The organism is Kocuria sp. CH-021, assembly GCF_049716185.1.
Lineage (GTDB): Bacteria > Actinomycetota > Actinomycetes > Actinomycetales > Micrococcaceae > Kocuria > Kocuria cellulosilytica.
Genome location: NZ_JBNAFK010000023.1, coordinates 11769 through 28817 on the forward strand (window position 1 = coordinate 11769; position 17049 = coordinate 28817).

Here is a 17049-nt window from a genome sequence, read left to right on the forward strand (position 1 = left end):
ACATCAGGTGAACGGAGAACGACTGTCGATCGCGGTGACGTGGGACAAAATTAGCACCGCAGCCCCAGCAGGATGTGGGGATTCACATCAGCAACGAAGTAAGTTTATTGATGTCGTATCCAGGTTCGGGGCTTGTGCCTCCCGGAGCGTTCGGTCATCGGCCGGATAACGTCTCCGAGCGGGCGAAGACCGCCTCGACGACCTCGCGCGCCCACGCCAGCACCGCGCCGTCCACGAGGTCCTTGCCGCCGATGCGCTCGGTCTTGGGCTTGGGGATCAGCACCTGGGAGGTGTCGGTGCCGGGCACCGTCTTGATCTGCGCCCCCGGGTAGAGGCGGGTGAGCCGCATCTGCCGGGACTCGGGCAGGTCCGCCGGGGCGAAGCGGACCATGTTGCCCTGGGCCGCGACGTCGGTGAGGCCGGCGGCGCGGGCGGCCACGCGGAAGCGGGCAACCTCGAGCAGGTTCTGCACGGGCTCGGGCACCTCGCCGTAGCGGTCCACGAGCTCGGCGGCGACCTCCTGGATCGCCTCCTCCGTGGCGGCGTTGGCGAGGTTGCGGTAGGCCTCCAGGCGCAGCCGCTCCCCCGGGACGTAGTCGTGCGGCAGGTAGGCGTTGACCGGCAGCTCGATCTTCATCTCCGTGGGCCGCTCGTCCTCCTCGCCGCGGTACTCGGCGACGGCCTCCCCCACCAGGCGCAGGTACATGTCGAAGCCCACCCCGGCGATGTGACCGGACTGCTCCCCGCCCAGCAGGTTGCCGGCGCCGCGGATCTCGAGGTCCTTGACGGCCAGCTGCATGCCGGCGCCGAGCTCGTTGTGGGCGGCGACGGCCTTGAGCCGCTCCAGCGCCGTCTCGGAGAGCGGCTTCTCGGCCTGGTACAGGAAGTAGGCGTAGGCCCGCTCCCGGCCGCGGCCCACGCGCCCGCGCAGCTGGTGGAGCTGCGAGAGCCCGTAGCGGTCCGCGCCGTCGACGATCAGGGTGTTGGCGTTGGCGATGTCCAGGCCGGTCTCCACGATGGTGGTGCACACCAGGACGTCGAACTTCTTCTCCCAGAAGTCCACGATGATCTGCTCGAGCCGGGACTCGGACATCTGCCCGTGCGCCACGGCGATCCGCGCCTCGGGCACGAGCTCGGCGATCTCCTTGGCCTTGCGCTCGATCGAGGACACCCGGTTGTGGATGTAGAACACCTGGCCCTCGCGCATGAGCTCGCGCCGGATCCCGGCGGAGACCTGCTTGTCGGTGTAGGCACCCACGTAGGTGAGCACGGGGTGGCGCTCCTCCGGCGGGGTGGCCAGGGTGGAGGTCTCGCGGATGCCGGTCAGCGACATCTCGAGCGTGCGCGGGATGGGCGTCGCGGACATCGCCAGGACGTCCACGTCGGTGCGCATCGCCTTGAGCTTCTCCTTGTGCTCCACGCCGAAGCGCTGCTCCTCGTCGATGACCACGAGGCCCAGGTCCTTGAACCGGACCTCCTTGGACAGTAGCCGGTGCGTGCCGATCACCACGTCGATCGACCCGTCCTGGAGCCCGGCGAGCGTCTCCTTGGTCTCCTTGGCGGTCTGGAACCGGGAGAGCGCGGCCAGGCGCACGGGGAAGCCGGAGAACCGCTCGGTGAACGTCTCGGCGTGCTGCTGGGCCAGCAGGGTGGTGGGCACGAGCACGGCGACCTGCTTGCCGTCCTGCACGGCCTTGAACGCCGCCCGCACGGCCACCTCGGTCTTGCCGTAGCCCACGTCCCCGGAGATCAGCCGGTCCATGGGGACCTCCCGCTCCATGTCCGCCTTGACCTCGTCGATGGTGGTCAGCTGGTCCGGGGTCTCGATGTAGGGGAACGCCTCCTCGAGCTCGCGCTGCCACGGGGTGTCCTCCCCGAAGGCGTGGCCTCGGGAGGCCATCCGCGCCGAGTACAGCCGGATGAGCTCGTTGGCGATGTCCTTGACGGCCTTCTTGGCGGCACGCTTGGTCTTGTTCCAGTCGGCCCCGCCCATCTTGGACAGGCTCGGGGTCTCGCCGCCCACGTAGTTGGTGACCTGGTCGAGCTGGTCGGTGGGCACGAACAGCCGGTCCCGCGGGCCGTTGCGCTTGGACGGGGCGTACTCGAGCACCAGGTACTCGCGCACGGGCTTCGGCTGCCCGGGCTTGATCATCGCCCCTGCGATGGGCCGTTGGATGAGCTCCACGAACTGGCCGATGCCGTGCTGCTCGTGCACCACGAAGTCGCCCGGGCTCAGCGTCAGGGGGTCCACGGCGTTGCGCTTGCGCCGCACGGGGAGCTTGCGCATGTCCTTGGTGGTGTACGGGCTGGCCTTGCCGAGCAGGTCCGCCTCGGTGAGCAGCACGATCCGCGGGCCGTCCAGGGCGAAGCCCTTGCCTGCCACTGCGGTGGTGAGCTCCACGATCCCGGGCTGCGGCTCCTCGGCGAGGGACTCGCGGCGGGCGGCCGGGATCCCGGCCTCGTGCAGCAGCTCCGCGATCCGGGCCAAGGGTCCAGGGCCCTCCGTGACGGCGACGACGCGCCAGCCGTCGGCCACCCGTCCCTGCAGGAACTCGAGCATCGCCTCGACGTCCCCGTGGAAGCCCAGCGGGTCCCGGGCGGCCACGGTGAGGGTGTCCGCGTCCGAGTCGATGAGGGCGATGTCCTCCGCGGCGGTGTCGGCGTCCACGTCCTGGCCGGCCACGGCGTTGACGTTGAGCGCGGTGACGGCCCACCAGCCGAGACCGGTCCCCAGCGCGGTGGCCCGGGCCTCGGCGAGGGTCTGGAAGGACCCGGAGGCCAGGGTGCGCCCTTCGCCGTCGTCGGCCTGGACCGCCTGCTCGGCGGAGCTGATGTCGATGGGCGCGGACTGCCCGTCCGAGGCGGAGTCCCAGGCGGCGAGGAGGAACTCCTCGTTGGTGGCCACGAGGTCGTGGGCGCGGGTGCGGACCTTCTCGGGCTCCATGACCACCACGAGCGAGCCGGGCGGGAGCAGGGACAGCATCGGCACCATGCCGTCCACGAGCAGCGGTGCGAGGGACTCCATGCCCTCCACGTAGATGCCGCCGGCGATCCGCTCGAGCATCGACTCGGCCCCGGGCAGGGAGTCCCTGAGCTTCGCGGCCCGGGACATCACGGACGGGGTGATGAGCACCTCGCGGCATGGCGGGGCCACGAGCCGGTCCGGGTGGTCCCCGGTGGTCAGGGTGCGCTGGTCGGCGACGGCGAACCAGCGCAGCTCGTCGACCTCGTCGCCGAAGAACTCGATGCGCACCGGATGGTCCTCCACCGGGGAGAACACGTCGATGATCCCGCCGCGCACGGCGAACTCCCCGCGCCGGGTGACCATGTCCACCCGGGCGTAGGCGGCCTCGGCGAGCGCGCTCACGGCGGCGTCGAAGTCGAGCTCCTCCCCGCGGGCGAAGCGCACCGGGTCCATGTCCCCCAGGCCTTCGACGACGGGCTGCAGCACGGAGCGGACCGGGGCCGTCAGCACCCGCAGCGGGCGCTCGGTGTCCCGGCCGGCCAGCCGGCGCAGCACGTCGAGGCGGCGGCCCACGGTGTCGGAGCGCGGCGAGAGCCGCTCGTGCGGCAGGGTCTCCCAGGCGGGGAACTCCGCGACCTCCTCCCCCGGCAGGTACGCGCCCAGGGCCGCGGCGAGGTCCTCGGACTCGCGGCCGGTCGCGGTCACGGCCAGCAGCACCGGGGCGCGGTCGTCGTCCGGCGCCGGGGCGTCGTCGAGCGCGGTCCGCAGCTGGGCGGTGAGCACCGCGCGCATCCCGTCCGGGGCGCTGATCACGGTCTCGGCGCTGCGCTCCCCCGGCGGCAGGCCGGCCTGGGTGCGGAGATTGGCGAAGGAGCGCTCCGCCCCGAGGGCGGCGAGCAGTCCGGACAAGGTCATGAGGAAGCAGTCTCCTGGGATGCTGAGGGACGGGACCATCATGGCCAATGATCGCGGACCTCAGCTTACACATGGTCTCGAAACCTGATCGGTTGTGGCTCGCTCTCATCGAGTGGGCTGACCATGCCTGCATAGCCATGAAGAAGCAACAGTGGATGGTCGATGATCAGCTGTAGGAGCTGATCGCCCCGTTCATCCCGCCTCCAGCTCAGGCGCGAGGTCCAGGTGGGCGGCCTCGGATCGATGACCTGGCGGCTCTGGGGGGACCGTTCGTACTACACACTGGATGCCGGTGGCGGGACCTGCCCGGGGAACTGGGCTGCGGGTCCGGACACACCGCATGGCGGTGGCTGCGCCGCTGGCAGGAGGCCGGAGTCTGGGAGAAGCTCCGCTGGGCCGTGCTCGAGGAGCTCTCCGAGGAGCAGATGTTCGGCTGATCCCGGCCCAGCATCGACTCGATGTCGATGTGCGCAAGGGGCGGGCGAGCTGATCGGTCCCACCCCGACCGAGCGCGGCAAATTGGGGACGAAGTGCCGTCTGCTCACCGATCGCAACGACGCGCCCCTGTACGTGCTGGCCCGGGCCGCGGACACCCATGACGGCCTGTCGACGCCGGACAAATACTGTGCAGATGCGTCGTTGACACAGCCGAATCTTCGAGCCGCACCGAGCCGCAGACTCCCGCAGGGCGACAGACCCACGTCATCTAGCCCTCCAACAGTAGGAGTCCTAGCGACAGATCAATACGATGAGCTCATGGGGGGACCTTTAAGGACGAATCGTCGGTCGTATGGGTCGATGACAAAACGTATTCGATTTCCCGAAATAGTTGTACTGACAGCGATCGGGGTACTGATATTAGATGGTCTTGTTCTTGGCGCCAATGTTGCTTACCACATGGTCAGCGACCGGTCGGAAAATGACTTCGGCGTCCGCTTCCTCCGTTGGCCTGGATGGGACGGGGATGAGGACAGGTCGGCCATAGAGGTCAGCGGATATGTGCAACTGGGGATGGCGGCCGTGCTGCTCTGTCTCACGTGGCGTCGCACTCGGCAACCCGTATACCTGGCATGGGCCGCCATCCTCACAGCGCTGGTTCTCGACGATTCTCTTCGACTCCATGAAACGACAGGCCATGCAGTTGAAGCAGTAATGGCTCCCCAGACGTCCATCGGCCCCGGTTTAAGGACTCAGGACATCGGAGAACTCCTCTTTTGGGGATGTGTGGCCATACCGCTCGGCGTGTGGTGGTTAATCAAGCACAGGGCTGCTGACCACCGAGCCAAGCGGGATTCATGGGCGCTTGTGCTGGCCATAGCCTTCGTAGCAACCTTCGCCGTGATCCTCGACGTACTAACGATCGCGCTAGGCTCGGTTCCCGTGGCACAGGACTTCATCGGCAAACTCATACTTGTCGAAACCGGGGGCGAACTACTTGGGATGTCAGCCATTCTGTTGATTTCTGTGGTGATCACCAGTCGGAGTGAGGGCGTACCGCACGCTGGAAGGAGCAAATAGTGGCGGCGTGGTCCCCAATGCCTATACACATGATCTCCTAGCTTGGTCACCTGGCGCAGTCGGCGCAGGCTGATGATGGTGCGGGCCAGCAGCGGGAACATGGTGGCTTCGGTGCGGTCGTAGCGGAGCCCGGGAGGCTTGAAGCGCAGCACCCAGGAAATCGTGCGTTCCAGGGTAGGGAGCGGGCTCAGCATCACCCTTCCAGGCCGCCCTACGGCCAAGCCAGATCGGGTGACCTGACCTACGGTTTGGTTTCCAGTGACGGTCGCTAGCCGAAGACCTTCATGGAAGGCTCACCGCTATGCCTCGCCCTTGTCCACCGGAGTTCCGTGCGCGAGCGATCGCTCTCGTGCCCGAGGGCCGCCAGGTCAAGCAGACCGCGGCTGATCTCGGCATCTCCCCATCCGTACAATGCGGGCGGTGGTTCCGCGTCGGCGCAGGTAGCGGCGCACTCTATTGTCGTCGTAGGCCTCGTCCGCGTGCAGCTTGCCCGGTCGGCGCCGTGGACGCCCGGGCCCCGGTCCTTTGACCGGCGCCAGTCCGTCCAGGATCGGCTCGACCAGCATGGAGCCGTGCCTGTTGGCCCCGGTGATCGACACCACCAGGGGCAACCCATCGGCCGAAACCAGCAGGTGATACTTGGTGTCTGCCTTGCCGCGGTCGGTGGGGTTGGGTCCGGTCAACTCGCCCCGTTTTTCGCCCGGACGCTGACCGAGTCCAGGCACGCCCGCGCCCAGTCGAGCTGACCGTCCTGGCCAAGCTGCTCGAGCACGGCGTGGTGCAGCTTCTCCCACACCCCGGCTTCCTGCCAGGCCCGTAGCCGGCGCCAGCAGGTGATCCCGGAGCCGAAGCCCAGCTCCACGGGCAGCTTCTTCCACGCGATGCCGTTCTCGGCCACGAACAGGATGCCGTTGAGGACCGCTCGGTCATCCACGCGCGGTCGCCGGGTGCGCCGTTCTTCGCCGGTGGGGGTGACGGGATCAAGGGTTCCAGCAACTCCCACAACTGGTCGCTGACCAGCCGGCGGGAGATCTTCGAACTCGTCATGGCAGCCATGATCACCGGCCAGCCAGGCACCGCTCAATGCCTCACCCATAACTATTGAAACCACTTCTAAGGCCGTAACACCAGCTGTCCGCACGGACGTCGTTGCGTCGGGACGGAGGTCTCCACATAGTCTGGTCGTCATGGCTTTCGTTCCCTGTCCTGTCCGGGCACGTCAGCCTTACCCTCCTCGCGGAGGACATTGAGGGTGAGACACGAGCCGGTGTTCCGGGTCGAGCCCCGGCGAGAGGACGCAGATGCAGATCGGGTTCGTATCACGTTGGCCCCTGGACGACCGCCGAGCGGCCTCAGGCACCAATTTCAAGCTGTTCGAAGCACTCTCCCAGCGACACTCCGTGGTTCACATTCCCTACCGACCCGACGCCGTCCTGAGGGCGTACAGTCACGGCCTGGAATGGTTGGCACGGCTCCGCGGCAAGAACTTCTCGGTGAACTTCACCCGCCTCGCGTCCCGAAGGCTGGCAAGAAGTCTCGACAAGCATCTCGTCGAAAAGGTCGATCTTCTGTTCTTTCCGCTCACCACGTCCTGCCTCGCAGGCCTGCAAACTGACAAGCCGACCGTTTACCTGAGTGACGCAACCTTCGAATCTCTCTACGACTACTATCCCTCCCACAGTAACTTCATGAAGTTCAACTACCAGCAGGGCAATGCCGTGCAGCGGAAGGCACTGGATCATGCGACCACGGTGATCGTCGGTGCTGGCTGGGCCCAGGCCTCCGCTGTCGCTGACTACGGACAGCATCCCGGCAAAGTCCATGTCATCGAGTTCGGCGCCAACCTGCTGGACGACGACCCGACAACCATCAGGACATTCTGCGACTCCGTCCGAGGGGACGATCATGACGAACGCAGGCCCCTGACTCTTCTCTTCGTGGGGGTCGACTGGGCAAGAAAGGGCGGCGACATCGCAGTGGAGTGTTGCCGGGCTCTCAACGACCACGGGATCGCGTCCCGTCTGCACGTGGTCGGAACCGAGGTTCCTCTACACCACCGCGACGACAACCTCGTGACCCACGGCTTCCTGGACAAAAATGATCCGGTCGATGTCAAGTGTCTTAACGAGCTCATGGCCACAGCCCACCTCCTGATTCTCCCCACGCAGGCGGAATGCACTGGCATCGTGTTCTGCGAGGCCTCCGCCTACGGCTTGCCGTCCTTCACTATTGACACCGGCGGCATATCCGACTATGTCCGCAATGGCGTCAACGGATATCGACTACCTCCAGGCAGCACGGGCGTGGATTTCGCCCGGAAGATCTCCGAGGTCATCTCCTCGAATGAGCTGGGTCAACTGAGTGAAGGCGCGTTTGAGACCTACGCGAGCCGTCTCAATTGGCGCCGTTGGCTGGAGCGGTTCGACAACGTCACCCGTGGACTCCACAGCGACGATTAGGTCGACGCCGCTCAGCGTGCCGTCGACCGACGGACGCACCCAGACCGGCCCGCTCCCAAGGGATCCGAACGAAGCACGTCAAACTCGAAGCCTCGTCATACGGTGACCCGGTAAGCCACAGCGTTGTCCATCCGTCGCCTCTCCACGAGACACAGCATCGCAGCGATGCACAGTGCAACCCCGGTCATCTCGCACGCTTCCTCGACGGTCGCCAGCACGACGAATATCCCGTTGTAGCCGTCCTGGAAAAACAGGAACCCGCCGAGTCCGTCCAGCCCGACACTGCCGAAAACGAACACGGTTCCACCGGCCAGGAAGGCGTTGCGGGAGACGTGAGGCAGGGACATGACCATGCGCAGCAGGAGTCCGGCCACCCCGAGGGCAATGATCGCCCCGGGGATGATCCAGGCATAAGTGGCGATCGGGAGCGACTGGCCGAAGTCCGCGAAGATGTCATTGAGGCGTTCATGAAGCATCACGGCCTCGTCGATGGAAAAGTACACCCCCAGGACAGCGACCGAAGTCCAGGACTTGCGGTAGTCGCGCGCATGCCGCGCGGTGTAGCCCGCAAGCAGACCCGCTACCAACCAGAGAACGGTGTTGAGCCAGGTCGACACGTTTCCCTCGGCATGCGCGTCCACCAAGCGAAACCATGAGTGCAGAGTGTCATATGTGGCATCCGTCGAGAACACGATGGCAGTGAACAGGACACCGTTCACAAGGGTAACGAATACCACCGGCAGCATCGCCCACACGAAAGAACGGAGGAAGTGCGGGCGTTCCCACCCTGGTTGCCCCGCGGACACAGGGCCCGAGTTCCGACCCAGGGAAGTCGTCCGGGTCAAGCCGTTGCGGCGTCCAGGCCGAGGTGCTGTGTCATCGACTGGCATCTACATCCCTTTCCCCGAGGCAGAGCGTGCCAGACCGTCCGGTCGACTCCCGTTGCTATCAGCGTTCAAGGGAGCGATCGGCTGTCCGCACAGATTCTCACGAGTTCACGCACACCATGACGTTCGGGGCGAGTAAGGCTCTTTTTGACGAAGCACCTGACGACGACATTCCTCGGTAGTCTTGTGCTATGCCGGGCGCGGTCGCTCGTAGCCACAGCAGGACCCGCACCATCCCATGAGGCAGACTCAGGAGGCCCCACGACATGGCTGACGCTGATTCGACCGTAGTGAGCGTCGTCTATGAGTTGGAGTATCCCTTGCTCCTTCTCCAGGCACGCTCCATGGCCAGGTATCTCCGAGAGGGCCAGTTCCGGGAGATCATCGTCATCGACAACTCGACCAAGGGGATGCCGCTCATCGTGCAAAGGCAGTTGATGGCGCAGTACGGCCCGCTAGCGCCTTCGGTCACGGTCCTACGAGCGCACGAAATCTCCCAGTCGCCCCGCGCAGTGGGATGGAGCTCCCAGCAGCAACTGAAGCTGGCCGTTGCTACGAGAGTGAAGACCAGGACCTTCGTCCTCCTCGACGCCAAGAACCACTTCATCGCTCCCTTGCCTCCGGACTTCTTCGAGGGGCCCGACGGCAGGTTGAAGGCGTCGTGGCACAGTTACGCGAAGCACCCACTGCGCCGCAATCTGGAGCGGGTACTGCGGTACTTGCAACTTGACCCGTCTCGATACGTGCCGTGGTTCACGGCTACGGTGACGCCCTTCGCCCTTCGTACGGAGATCGTCACGTCGATGATGACGGACATCGAACGACGCAGCCGCCGGACCTTCGCCGAAGAGTTTGTGAAGAATGACCTTACTGAGTTCTTTCTGTACGCAGGTTGGATAATCTCTCAAGGACGCGATATTGAGGATGTGTACGACCTCAATCAGCTACCAACCTGTCCGATCGTGTGGCCGAAATCGGCGGACGAATGCGGCGTGGCAGCGGCCATCGCGACCGCCGAAGATCATGACCTGCCAATTTTTGCCGTGCACCGCAGAGCGCTGGTTAACCTACCGGACGAGGCCGTCCGAATGCTGGCTGATTTCTGGGCAGGCCGGGAGTTGTTCCCATCTGCGGAGGAGGCTGAGTCGTTCGTGGCCGAGTTCCGCGCACAGCACGAATCGCAAATCCGGGCCCAAACCAGAAGAGATCTGCCGGGCAAGGTGTTGTCGGTGCCGAGAAAGGTGCGGAGAGAACTCATGCACCGGCTCCCGCGGGTCGGCGGCTGACACAGAGCCCCCGGTGTGGAGATCGTGGCCGGCGCTTTCGATTTAGTTTTCGTTTCAGTACCGCTTCCGGGCCCCCTCACAGACGGAAAGTCATGGCTCTTGCCGTTTCAGTGCACCGAGGCGGAAGCCTCTGCCTCTACCAGCAAATCGCAGGTGGGGCGCGCCGCGCGATACGACAGGCCGCTGTCGGAAGGTTGCACCAGGCCGACGGGGTCCTGCCCGAGCCGACTGCGAGCCCATGGTTCTGCCTCCAGGGCATCGAAAGGGTTCAGCGGCGAACGACGCTCTCCTCACCGTTCGTCCGTACTTTCGCGTCTAATACCTCTCAACTGCTTACCCGGTGGCAGTCATGTCCAGTCCGTGCCGGAGTTTTCGAACCATGGAAGACCAGTCATGGTCGACGGCACGAACTCCCGGCGCGGGTCCCATGGTTCCAAGGCACTCCTTGAATGCGGAAGAAATGTCTTCGACGGATCGCGGGTTCACGTATGTGGCATATGCTCCGAGATTCTCGTGCATCACTGGAATGTCAGAAACCAGAACAGGAGCCCCGAAGTGCATAGCCTCCACCGGGGGCAATCCGAAGCCCTCATCGAGGGCGACATAACACATCAGTTTGCAGTTCTCGTAGAGCCAGCGCAACTCCGCCTCGGAAACTCTGCCAGTGAAGACAACACTCCCATCTGAGGCTGCTTTCCGAACCTCTTCCGACATGGATTCGCCCACCCCTGAGCTCTCGCCCACCACGACCATCGGCAGACGGCGGTTGAGGCACTGGCTGCGCAATGCACCGACGACCAGCCGACCGAGATTCTTTCGGACGTTGAGCCTACCAACCGCCAATACGAACTGCGCGGGTTCGATATCGATCTCCGGCTGCATCGGGACCGATTCCGAGAGCTTGGAGGACACGCCGAGTCCGACTGCAATCGGCGTTCGCACCCTTGGATTGAAAGATGCGATCCGACGTGATTCGTTCTCGGAGGAAGTAAAGACCTTGTCCGCGCACGGAAGGGTCCAGATCATGGCCCGAAAATAGGCTTTTTCGATGGTCGAGAACCACTCGGGGTTGGATTGGAACAGAACATCGTGCAGAAAGACGGCGCTCGGCCCCGCGAGTGGAGAGAAATTTTGTGCAAGGATCCAGTCGACTCCGTGCCGCTTGGCCAGAAAAGGGAGTTCCACTGCGTTGATTGCCGGGTGAAGCCGCAGGTGAGTTTTCACCTGCCGCACACCATCCGGGACGCCGCTGAGTTCACCAGCAGCCGGAGAAGCCACGAACAATTCATCTCGCGGAAAGGCAGCGCTCCAGGCACTGATCACTTCTTCGACGACACGACGACCCGATATGACACCGTGAGGCAACCAATACGCATCGAACAGAATCCTCATCTCATCACCACACCCCACGTTACCCAACGAACCGGGCGGACGACTCTCGCCGTCCGTAGTATCGGGCCCCGGAGTCCCTCATGCTCGAGTGCTCCTGGGTCCCTGATGGGCAAATAAAGCCGTCAGCCGCTCTCCCCGATCGACAGCGTAATGCCCTTCCATGGCTTATCACCATCGTCGCCGGGTGGACTTACGGAACCACCAAACGAACGTGCATGGGTAGGCCCTGCGGTGTCTTGCTGGGCCACCGGCACGGGCGGCGCCCTTCGGCGGTTGCAAGTCGGGCGAGACCGGCGGTGCGATGAATTAAAGGGCGGAACGCACACTCAACGACAGCCGATCGCGAGACGTCATGCCATAGAATGGAAGATCTTTCTTCCTCTCACCGAAGGAATGCACCCATGGCCGTCACCGCCTCCACCACCGTTCCCGCGCCCGTCGACCAGGTCGTGGTGACCTTCTCCGACGAGGAGTTCATCCGGCACGTGACCCACCGTGCCGGGGCCACCCTGGAGTCGGTGGAGGTCGCCGGGGACGTCGAGACCCAGTTCGCCGTGACCACGGTGCGGACCATGGCCGCGGACCGGCTGCCCGAGATGGCCCGGAAGTTCGTGGGCTCCTCGGTGCAGCTCACCCAGGTGGACACCTACCACATGCCCGACGCGGACGGGATCCGTGTGGTGCGCACCGAGATCTCCGTGGCCGCCCTGCCGGTCTCCGGCTCCGCAACCCAAACTCTCACCCCGCAGGGCGCAGCCACCGACGTGCACGTGCACTGCGTGGTGAAGGCCAACATCCCGTTCGTGGGCAAGATGGTCGCCGAGGCCGCCGAGCCGTTCATCGGCAAAGCCCTGTCCCTGCAGTCCCAGGAGGCCGAGGCCTGGCTCGCGAACCGCTGAGTCCCGGCACCGTTCCGCTCCCGCGCACTGCTCGCGGCCGGACGGTAACCCCGCTCACAGGGCGGTCGTAGACTGACCCCTGATCTTCCTCCGACGACGAACAGGAGTCCGGCTGTGAGCGCAGTTGAGACGGACGAGCACGGGCCCGGGCTGGGCAACTTCCTCCGCAAGGACCTGGTGGGCGGTGTGCTGCTGCTGATCGCGATGCTCTCGGCGCTCGTGATCGCCAACTCCCCGCTGGCTGAGGGCTACTTCGGCCTGCGGGACACGCACATCGGCATCGACTTCCCGGGCCTGGACCACACCGTGGGCGAGTGGGCCTCGGAAGGCCTGCTGGCGATCTTCTTCTTCCTGGTGGGCCTGGAGCTCAAGACCGAGTTCGTGGACGGCGAGCTGCGCAACCTGAAAAAGGCGATGCTGCCCATCGTGGCCGCCTTCGGCGGGGTGATCGTCCCGGCGCTGATCTACGTGACCGTCAACCGGATCAGCAACGCGGACCCGACCACCATCGACGGCTGGGCGATCCCCACGGCCACCGACATCGCCTTCGCGGTCTCGGTGCTCGCCGTGGTCGGGGCCTCGCTGCCCGTGGCCATGCGCACCTTCCTGCTCACCCTCGCGGTGGTGGACGACCTCATCGCGATTGTCATCATCGCCTTCGTCTACACCGACGGCGTGAACGTCGAGTTCCTGCTGCTGGCCCTGGTCCCCCTGGCGCTGTTCTACGTCCTCACGCAGCGCTTCATGATCTTCTTCCTCACCCGGCCCTGGGCCGCGTGGGTGATCCTCATGCCCATCGGCGTGCTCACCTGGCTCTTCGTGCTCGAGGCCGGCGTGCACGCCACCATCGCCGGCGTGCTGCTGGGCTTCATGGTCCCGGTGCTGCACGTGAAGCCCCGCGTGATCCGCGGCGACGTCCCCGAGCTGGGCCTGGCCCCCACGCTCGAGCACCGCTTCCGGCCGCTGTCCAACGGGCTGGCCATCCCGGTGTTCGCGTTCTTCGCCGCCGGAGTGGCCGTGGGCGGGGCCAACGGCGTGGTGACGTCCCTGACCGACCCCGTGGCGATCGGCATCGTCCTGGGCCTGGTGGGCGGGAAGCTGATCGGCATCTTCGGCGCCGCCTGGCTGATGGACCGCTTCACCCCGGCCACGAAGGACGACGACTACACCTGGCTGGACCTGGGCGGCCTGGCCATGGTGGCCGGCATCGGGTTCACGGTCGCGCTGCTGGTGGCGGAGCTCAGCTTCGGCATCGACAACCCGCACAACGAGCACGCGAAGGTCGGGATTCTCACCGGCTCGGCGATCGCGGCCCTCATCGGCGGCTCGCTGCTGGCTGTGCGCAATGCCCACTACAAGAAGCTGCGCGAGCGGGGCGTGGTGGTGGACAAGCTGGACCCGGCCTGACAGGCCGGTCCGGCTCGGAGGACCCGCCCGTGCCGGCCTGTGAGTGTGCTTCGCCCTGCGGACCCGGTTCGTGTGCGGCCGTACGGGTTTCAGACGTCCTCACACTGGAACAGGTAGTGATCCGCAACGATCCGTCCGTCCTCTGCAGGCAGGGACGACAGTATCGTCTTCTTTGATCGTGTTGAAACGAGAGCTTGACGAATGCCGCGGGCCAGCGCCGTGGCCTGCGCAGTGTGCTCGAGGACCTGGTGGCCGTGGCTTGCCAGCCAGCATGAGACGCCCGTTTCGTCCGACGCCACGATCTCGCACCCGAACGACAGTCCCTCCAGCAGCGGAAGACCTACTTGTTCCTTCCATCGACTGGTCGGCTGGGAGAAGAGCACCAAGGCCTTCGCCCGGTCCAGTTCCTCGAATATGCGCGTCCGCGGCGGACAAACGAGAAGCTCGACGGACGGGGTGCTGGCTGCGAAGCGACGGACCGCCTCGAGCCGTCCCCCCATTCCCAGGATGGTCAGCCGCGCGGAGGGCGCCTCCCGCACCACATGCGGCCATGCCTCCATCAGGCACCCGATGCCCTTTCTGTCCTCGAAGGTTCCGAGGAACACGACGCCCTCACCCTGCTCTCGAGCGACACTCCGCGCGCGTGGGAGCGCCCAGACGAGTTCGTTCTCGACGATTCGTTCCAATGGCCCCGAAACCAGGTCTTCGTATGTTCTCCTGGAGTCCTCCGTCCCGAAGGCAACCCTCTCGGTCGTGCTCAGCAGGAAGTACACGACTCCTCGCGCCAGGATTCGCGCCACACGCTCAGTCGTTCGCAGTTTGATCGCCACTTTGAGGTGCACGGGATAGTTCTCGATGCAGTATGAGACAAGCGACACTCTCCGGAGGCCAAACATCTTCCACAGGGCCACTGTCGCATGCACCGTGATGAGCTGTGGCCACTGCGTCATGACCATGGGTTCCGGGACTTCCAACGTCTCGATCCTGTCCCGATACACGCGGCGCAACATGTCGAAGACCGAGCACTGGACGATGGCCGTGCCCACGGGAGCGCGGTCCATATCGAAATCCAGCCTGCTGGCGGTGTAGAAGAACACGGCGGGCGAGAAGTCGTGGAGCCTCTCCAGATGCGCCGTCCTGGCGACGGGATAATACTTGGCGGTTCTCCGGCGTGGTGTCACCATTCGCTTGTGTCCTCGCAGTGCGTCATGTGCCGCCGAACCCGGCGAACCTGTGTGTCCCGGCCGGAGCTATGAGGCGCGTCGTCACCGGACACGGCCAGGAGCGTCACCTTATCCGACGCCGGACCGTGAGGCCCAGTGGTGCCTTCCAGACCGGCCCACGTCGGGCTGGGTGCAGTCTGGGTGCGGCTGTCCGCCCGCACCGGAGAAGGGCTGTAGCACGAGGAAACCCGCGTCGACTTCGGCATCCCGACGGCGGCCCCTACCGAAATCGGTAACGAAAGCTGTGTAGAGCGGGGGCCCTGTGTAGGTTCGGAGGATAGACGCACCCGCTCGCGTCGGGGGACGCCGGGTAGGGGGCAGAGCAGGAGTGGTTTCTGTCGCGGAGTTCGCTCCGCGCGGGAGGGGACGTCATGGAACCGGTCGAACATCTCATCGCGCTTCAGCGCAGCTGGCGGATCGTCGCGATCTGCACCATCCTGGGGATTGCAGCGGGCTTGCTCGCCGCCCTTCTGGAGGCGCCCAGTTACCGGGCGACGACGTCGGTGCTGCTCGTTCCCAGTGCGACCGTGGGCAAAGACGACCTCGGTTCGGTCAATTCATTCATGAACAGCCAGATCCACTCATACGCAGCGCTGACCGACAGCCCCATGGTCCTGGACCCTGTCCTCACGGAGACCGGTCTCTCGGTCAGTCACCGAGACCTCGCGAAGCGGGTGAGTGCGGAGGTGCCGGTCGACACCCTGGTGGTCGAGATCCACACGTCCGCCTCCGACCCCGCGGAGGCTGCGAACCTCGCGAACTCCGTTGCCCGTCACCTCACGGACGCGGTCGGTGAAGTAGCACCGGTCGGTGACGCCGGCGCGCCGACGGTGGAACTGGAGACCGTCGGGGCTGCCGCCCCGCCGGAGCAGCCGGACTCACCCAACAAGCGCCTGCGGCTCGCCGTCGGAACGGCGGCAGGCCTGCTTGTCGGCATCTTGGTCGCCGTCGCCCGTCACGCCGTCTCGCTGCGCCGCACCGAGGACGAGAACGAGAACAAGGTGCTGAGCGCGTGATCACCGTGTTGACCTCCTCCCCCGAGCCACGGCCCACCACCAACCCCTACACCGTGCAACTTCTCCACGCTCTGCGAGAGACCGAGGGTGTCGAGGTGCTCACGTTCACGTGGCGGGCGGCCATGACGCGTCGCTACGAGGTGTTCCATGCGCACTGGCCGGAGATCCTGGTGGGCGGCCGCCCGGGCCCCAAGAAACTTGCGCGGCAGATTCTGTTCGTCCTCTTGATGCTGCGGTTCCGGATTCTCGGCACCGCCATTGTCCGAACCGTGCACAATCTTCATCTTCCCGCGGACATCTCCCCCGCGGAACGCGTTCTGCTCCGGTGGTTCGACCGTCGCACAACCCACCGGGTGGTCATCAACACGTCCACCCAGTTGCCCGATGATCAACCGCACAGCCTGATCCTGCACGGGCACTACCGTGACTGGTTCGCCCGGTGGCCGAAGCAGCCACCGATTCCAGGCCGCTTCGTGTTCGTGGGCCGGATCCGCCGGTACAAGGGCACCGAGTCCCTGGTCAGGGCCTTCCGCGCCCTGTCCGGCCCAGACCTGTCCTTGTCGATCTCCGGCACGCCGTCCAGCGATGCGCTCGTGGTCACGCTGCGTGAGCTGGCGGAGGCGGATCCTCGGATCACCCTCCGTTTCGAGTTCCTCGACGACGCAGACCTGGCCGCCACGACTACCCAGGCTGAGATGGTCGTGCTGCCCTACCCGCACATGCACAACTCCGGTGCGGCCCTGATGACACTGTCCTTGGACCGTCCCGTCCTGGTACCCGACAACGAGGTCAATCGCAGGCTGTCCGCGGAGGTCGGGCCGGGCTGGGTGCACCTGTTCGAGGGGGACCTCGACGCCCTGGACCTGCAACGGGCACTCGACACCATCCGTTCGGACGGCGGGCTCCTGCGCCGCACCCCGCCAGACCTGAGCGCCCGTGAATGGGCTGAGACCGGATCCGCTCATGTCGCGGCTTACCGGCGCGCGCTCGATGACGTGGACCGAGTTCGCGCCGGATCGTCACCACGGGACAGGTCGAACCCGGGAGTGCTCCGATGAATTCGAGGACGTTACCCCTGCTCG

The 17049-nt window shown here is 65.4% G+C and carries 12 protein-coding genes and 2 pseudogenes; 9 read left to right on the forward strand and 5 right to left on the reverse strand.

Features of this window, described 5'->3' with window-relative positions; translation table 11 throughout:
* Nucleotides 1–154: 154 nt before the first annotated feature.
* Nucleotides 155–3880, reverse strand: a complete 3726-nt coding sequence (mfd, locus tag ACPYN7_RS15365) for a transcription-repair coupling factor (protein ID WP_424348211.1) — start codon at nt 3878–3880, stop codon at nt 155–157.
* Nucleotides 3881–4062: 182 nt separating this feature from the next.
* Here mfd and ACPYN7_RS15370 point away from each other — a divergent pair, with 182 nt between their 5' ends.
* From ACPYN7_RS15370 to ACPYN7_RS15380, 3 genes and pseudogenes are all read left to right on the forward strand, one after another.
* Complete coding sequence (locus tag ACPYN7_RS15370) at nt 4063–4317, forward strand: transposase (protein WP_424348244.1); 255 nt, start codon at nt 4063–4065, stop codon at nt 4315–4317.
* 361 nt (nt 4318–4678) lie between these two features.
* Nucleotides 4679–5398, forward strand: a complete 720-nt coding sequence (locus tag ACPYN7_RS15375) for a hypothetical protein (RefSeq protein WP_424348212.1) — start codon at nt 4679–4681, stop codon at nt 5396–5398.
* Nucleotides 5399–5699: 301 nt separating this feature from the next.
* A pseudogene (locus tag ACPYN7_RS15380) lies at nt 5700–5828 on the forward strand (IS3 family transposase); the annotation flags it as partial.
* Here the strand turns inward: ACPYN7_RS15380 and ACPYN7_RS15385 are convergent.
* Nucleotides 5794–6445 (reverse strand): annotated as a pseudogene (locus ACPYN7_RS15385) (IS5 family transposase); the annotation flags it as partial. The pseudogenes ACPYN7_RS15380 and ACPYN7_RS15385 sit on opposite strands and share 35 nt — an antisense overlap.
* Before the next feature lie 254 nt (nt 6446–6699).
* Between ACPYN7_RS15385 and ACPYN7_RS15390 the strand changes: the two are divergent.
* Nucleotides 6700–7857 (forward strand): glycosyltransferase family 4 protein, encoded by a 1158-nt coding sequence (locus ACPYN7_RS15390; protein WP_424348213.1) that lies wholly within the window; start codon nt 6700–6702, stop codon nt 7855–7857.
* 95 nt (nt 7858–7952) lie between these two features.
* On the opposite strand, the gene ACPYN7_RS15395 is transcribed toward ACPYN7_RS15390, so the two are convergent.
* A complete protein-coding gene (locus ACPYN7_RS15395) occupies nt 7953–8612 on the reverse strand; it encodes a hypothetical protein (protein ID WP_424348214.1) in 660 nt (219 codons plus the stop codon).
* A gap of 398 nt (nt 8613–9010) precedes the next feature.
* On the opposite strand from ACPYN7_RS15395, the gene ACPYN7_RS15400 reads away from it, so the two are divergent.
* The gene (locus ACPYN7_RS15400; RefSeq protein WP_424348215.1) at nt 9011–10030 is read left to right on the forward strand and encodes a DUF6492 family protein; all 1020 of its coding nucleotides are present in this window, start codon (nt 9011–9013) and stop codon (nt 10028–10030) included.
* 333 nt (nt 10031–10363) lie between these two features.
* On the opposite strand, the gene ACPYN7_RS15405 is transcribed toward ACPYN7_RS15400, so the two are convergent.
* Nucleotides 10364–11422, reverse strand: a complete 1059-nt coding sequence (locus ACPYN7_RS15405) for a glycosyltransferase family 4 protein (protein ID WP_424348216.1) — start codon at nt 11420–11422, stop codon at nt 10364–10366.
* A 401-nt stretch (nt 11423–11823) separates the two neighbouring features.
* Between ACPYN7_RS15405 and ACPYN7_RS15410 the strand changes: the two genes are divergently transcribed.
* Both ACPYN7_RS15410 and nhaA read left to right on the forward strand, forming a co-directional pair.
* A complete protein-coding gene (locus ACPYN7_RS15410) occupies nt 11824–12321 on the forward strand; it encodes a DUF2505 domain-containing protein (RefSeq protein WP_424348217.1) in 498 nt (165 codons plus the stop codon).
* Nucleotides 12322–12435: 114 nt separating this feature from the next.
* Entirely contained in the window at nt 12436–13728 is a 1293-nt protein-coding gene (nhaA, locus tag ACPYN7_RS15415) for a Na+/H+ antiporter NhaA (RefSeq protein ID WP_424348218.1), read from the forward strand.
* A gap of 89 nt (nt 13729–13817) precedes the next feature.
* Here nhaA and ACPYN7_RS15420 read toward each other — a convergent pair whose 3' ends face one another.
* Nucleotides 13818–14912, reverse strand: coding sequence for a glycosyltransferase (locus ACPYN7_RS15420; RefSeq protein WP_424348219.1), 1095 nt, complete (start codon nt 14910–14912; stop codon nt 13818–13820).
* A 410-nt stretch (nt 14913–15322) separates the two neighbouring features.
* Between ACPYN7_RS15420 and ACPYN7_RS15425 the strand changes: the two genes are divergently transcribed.
* Together ACPYN7_RS15425 and ACPYN7_RS15430 are read left to right on the forward strand one after the other, a co-directional pair.
* Entirely contained in the window at nt 15323–15967 is a 645-nt protein-coding gene (locus ACPYN7_RS15425) for a YveK family protein (RefSeq protein WP_424348220.1), read from the forward strand.
* Nucleotides 15964–17025, forward strand: a complete 1062-nt coding sequence (locus ACPYN7_RS15430; protein WP_424348221.1) for a glycosyl transferase — start codon at nt 15964–15966, stop codon at nt 17023–17025. The genes ACPYN7_RS15425 and ACPYN7_RS15430 overlap by 4 nt, the downstream gene beginning before the upstream one ends.
* Nucleotides 17026–17049 lie beyond the last annotated feature (24 nt).

Coding starts and splice junctions, on each gene's coding strand:
- ACPYN7_RS15420 (WP_424348219.1), bottom strand. CDS start 14,912: ATGGTGACACCACGCCGGAGAACCGCCAAGTATTATCCCGTCGCCAGG.
- ACPYN7_RS15410 (WP_424348217.1), top strand. CDS start 11,824: ATGGCCGTCACCGCCTCCACCACCGTTCCCGCGCCCGTCGACCAGGTC.
- mfd (WP_424348211.1), bottom strand. CDS start 3,880: ATGACCTTGTCCGGACTGCTCGCCGCCCTCGGGGCGGAGCGCTCCTTC.
- ACPYN7_RS15375 (WP_424348212.1), top strand. CDS start 4,679: ATGACAAAACGTATTCGATTTCCCGAAATAGTTGTACTGACAGCGATC.
- ACPYN7_RS15390 (WP_424348213.1), top strand. CDS start 6,700: ATGCAGATCGGGTTCGTATCACGTTGGCCCCTGGACGACCGCCGAGCG.
- ACPYN7_RS15405 (WP_424348216.1), bottom strand. CDS start 11,422: ATGAGGATTCTGTTCGATGCGTATTGGTTGCCTCACGGTGTCATATCG.
- ACPYN7_RS15400 (WP_424348215.1), top strand. CDS start 9,011: ATGGCTGACGCTGATTCGACCGTAGTGAGCGTCGTCTATGAGTTGGAG.
- ACPYN7_RS15425 (WP_424348220.1), top strand. CDS start 15,323: ATGGAACCGGTCGAACATCTCATCGCGCTTCAGCGCAGCTGGCGGATC.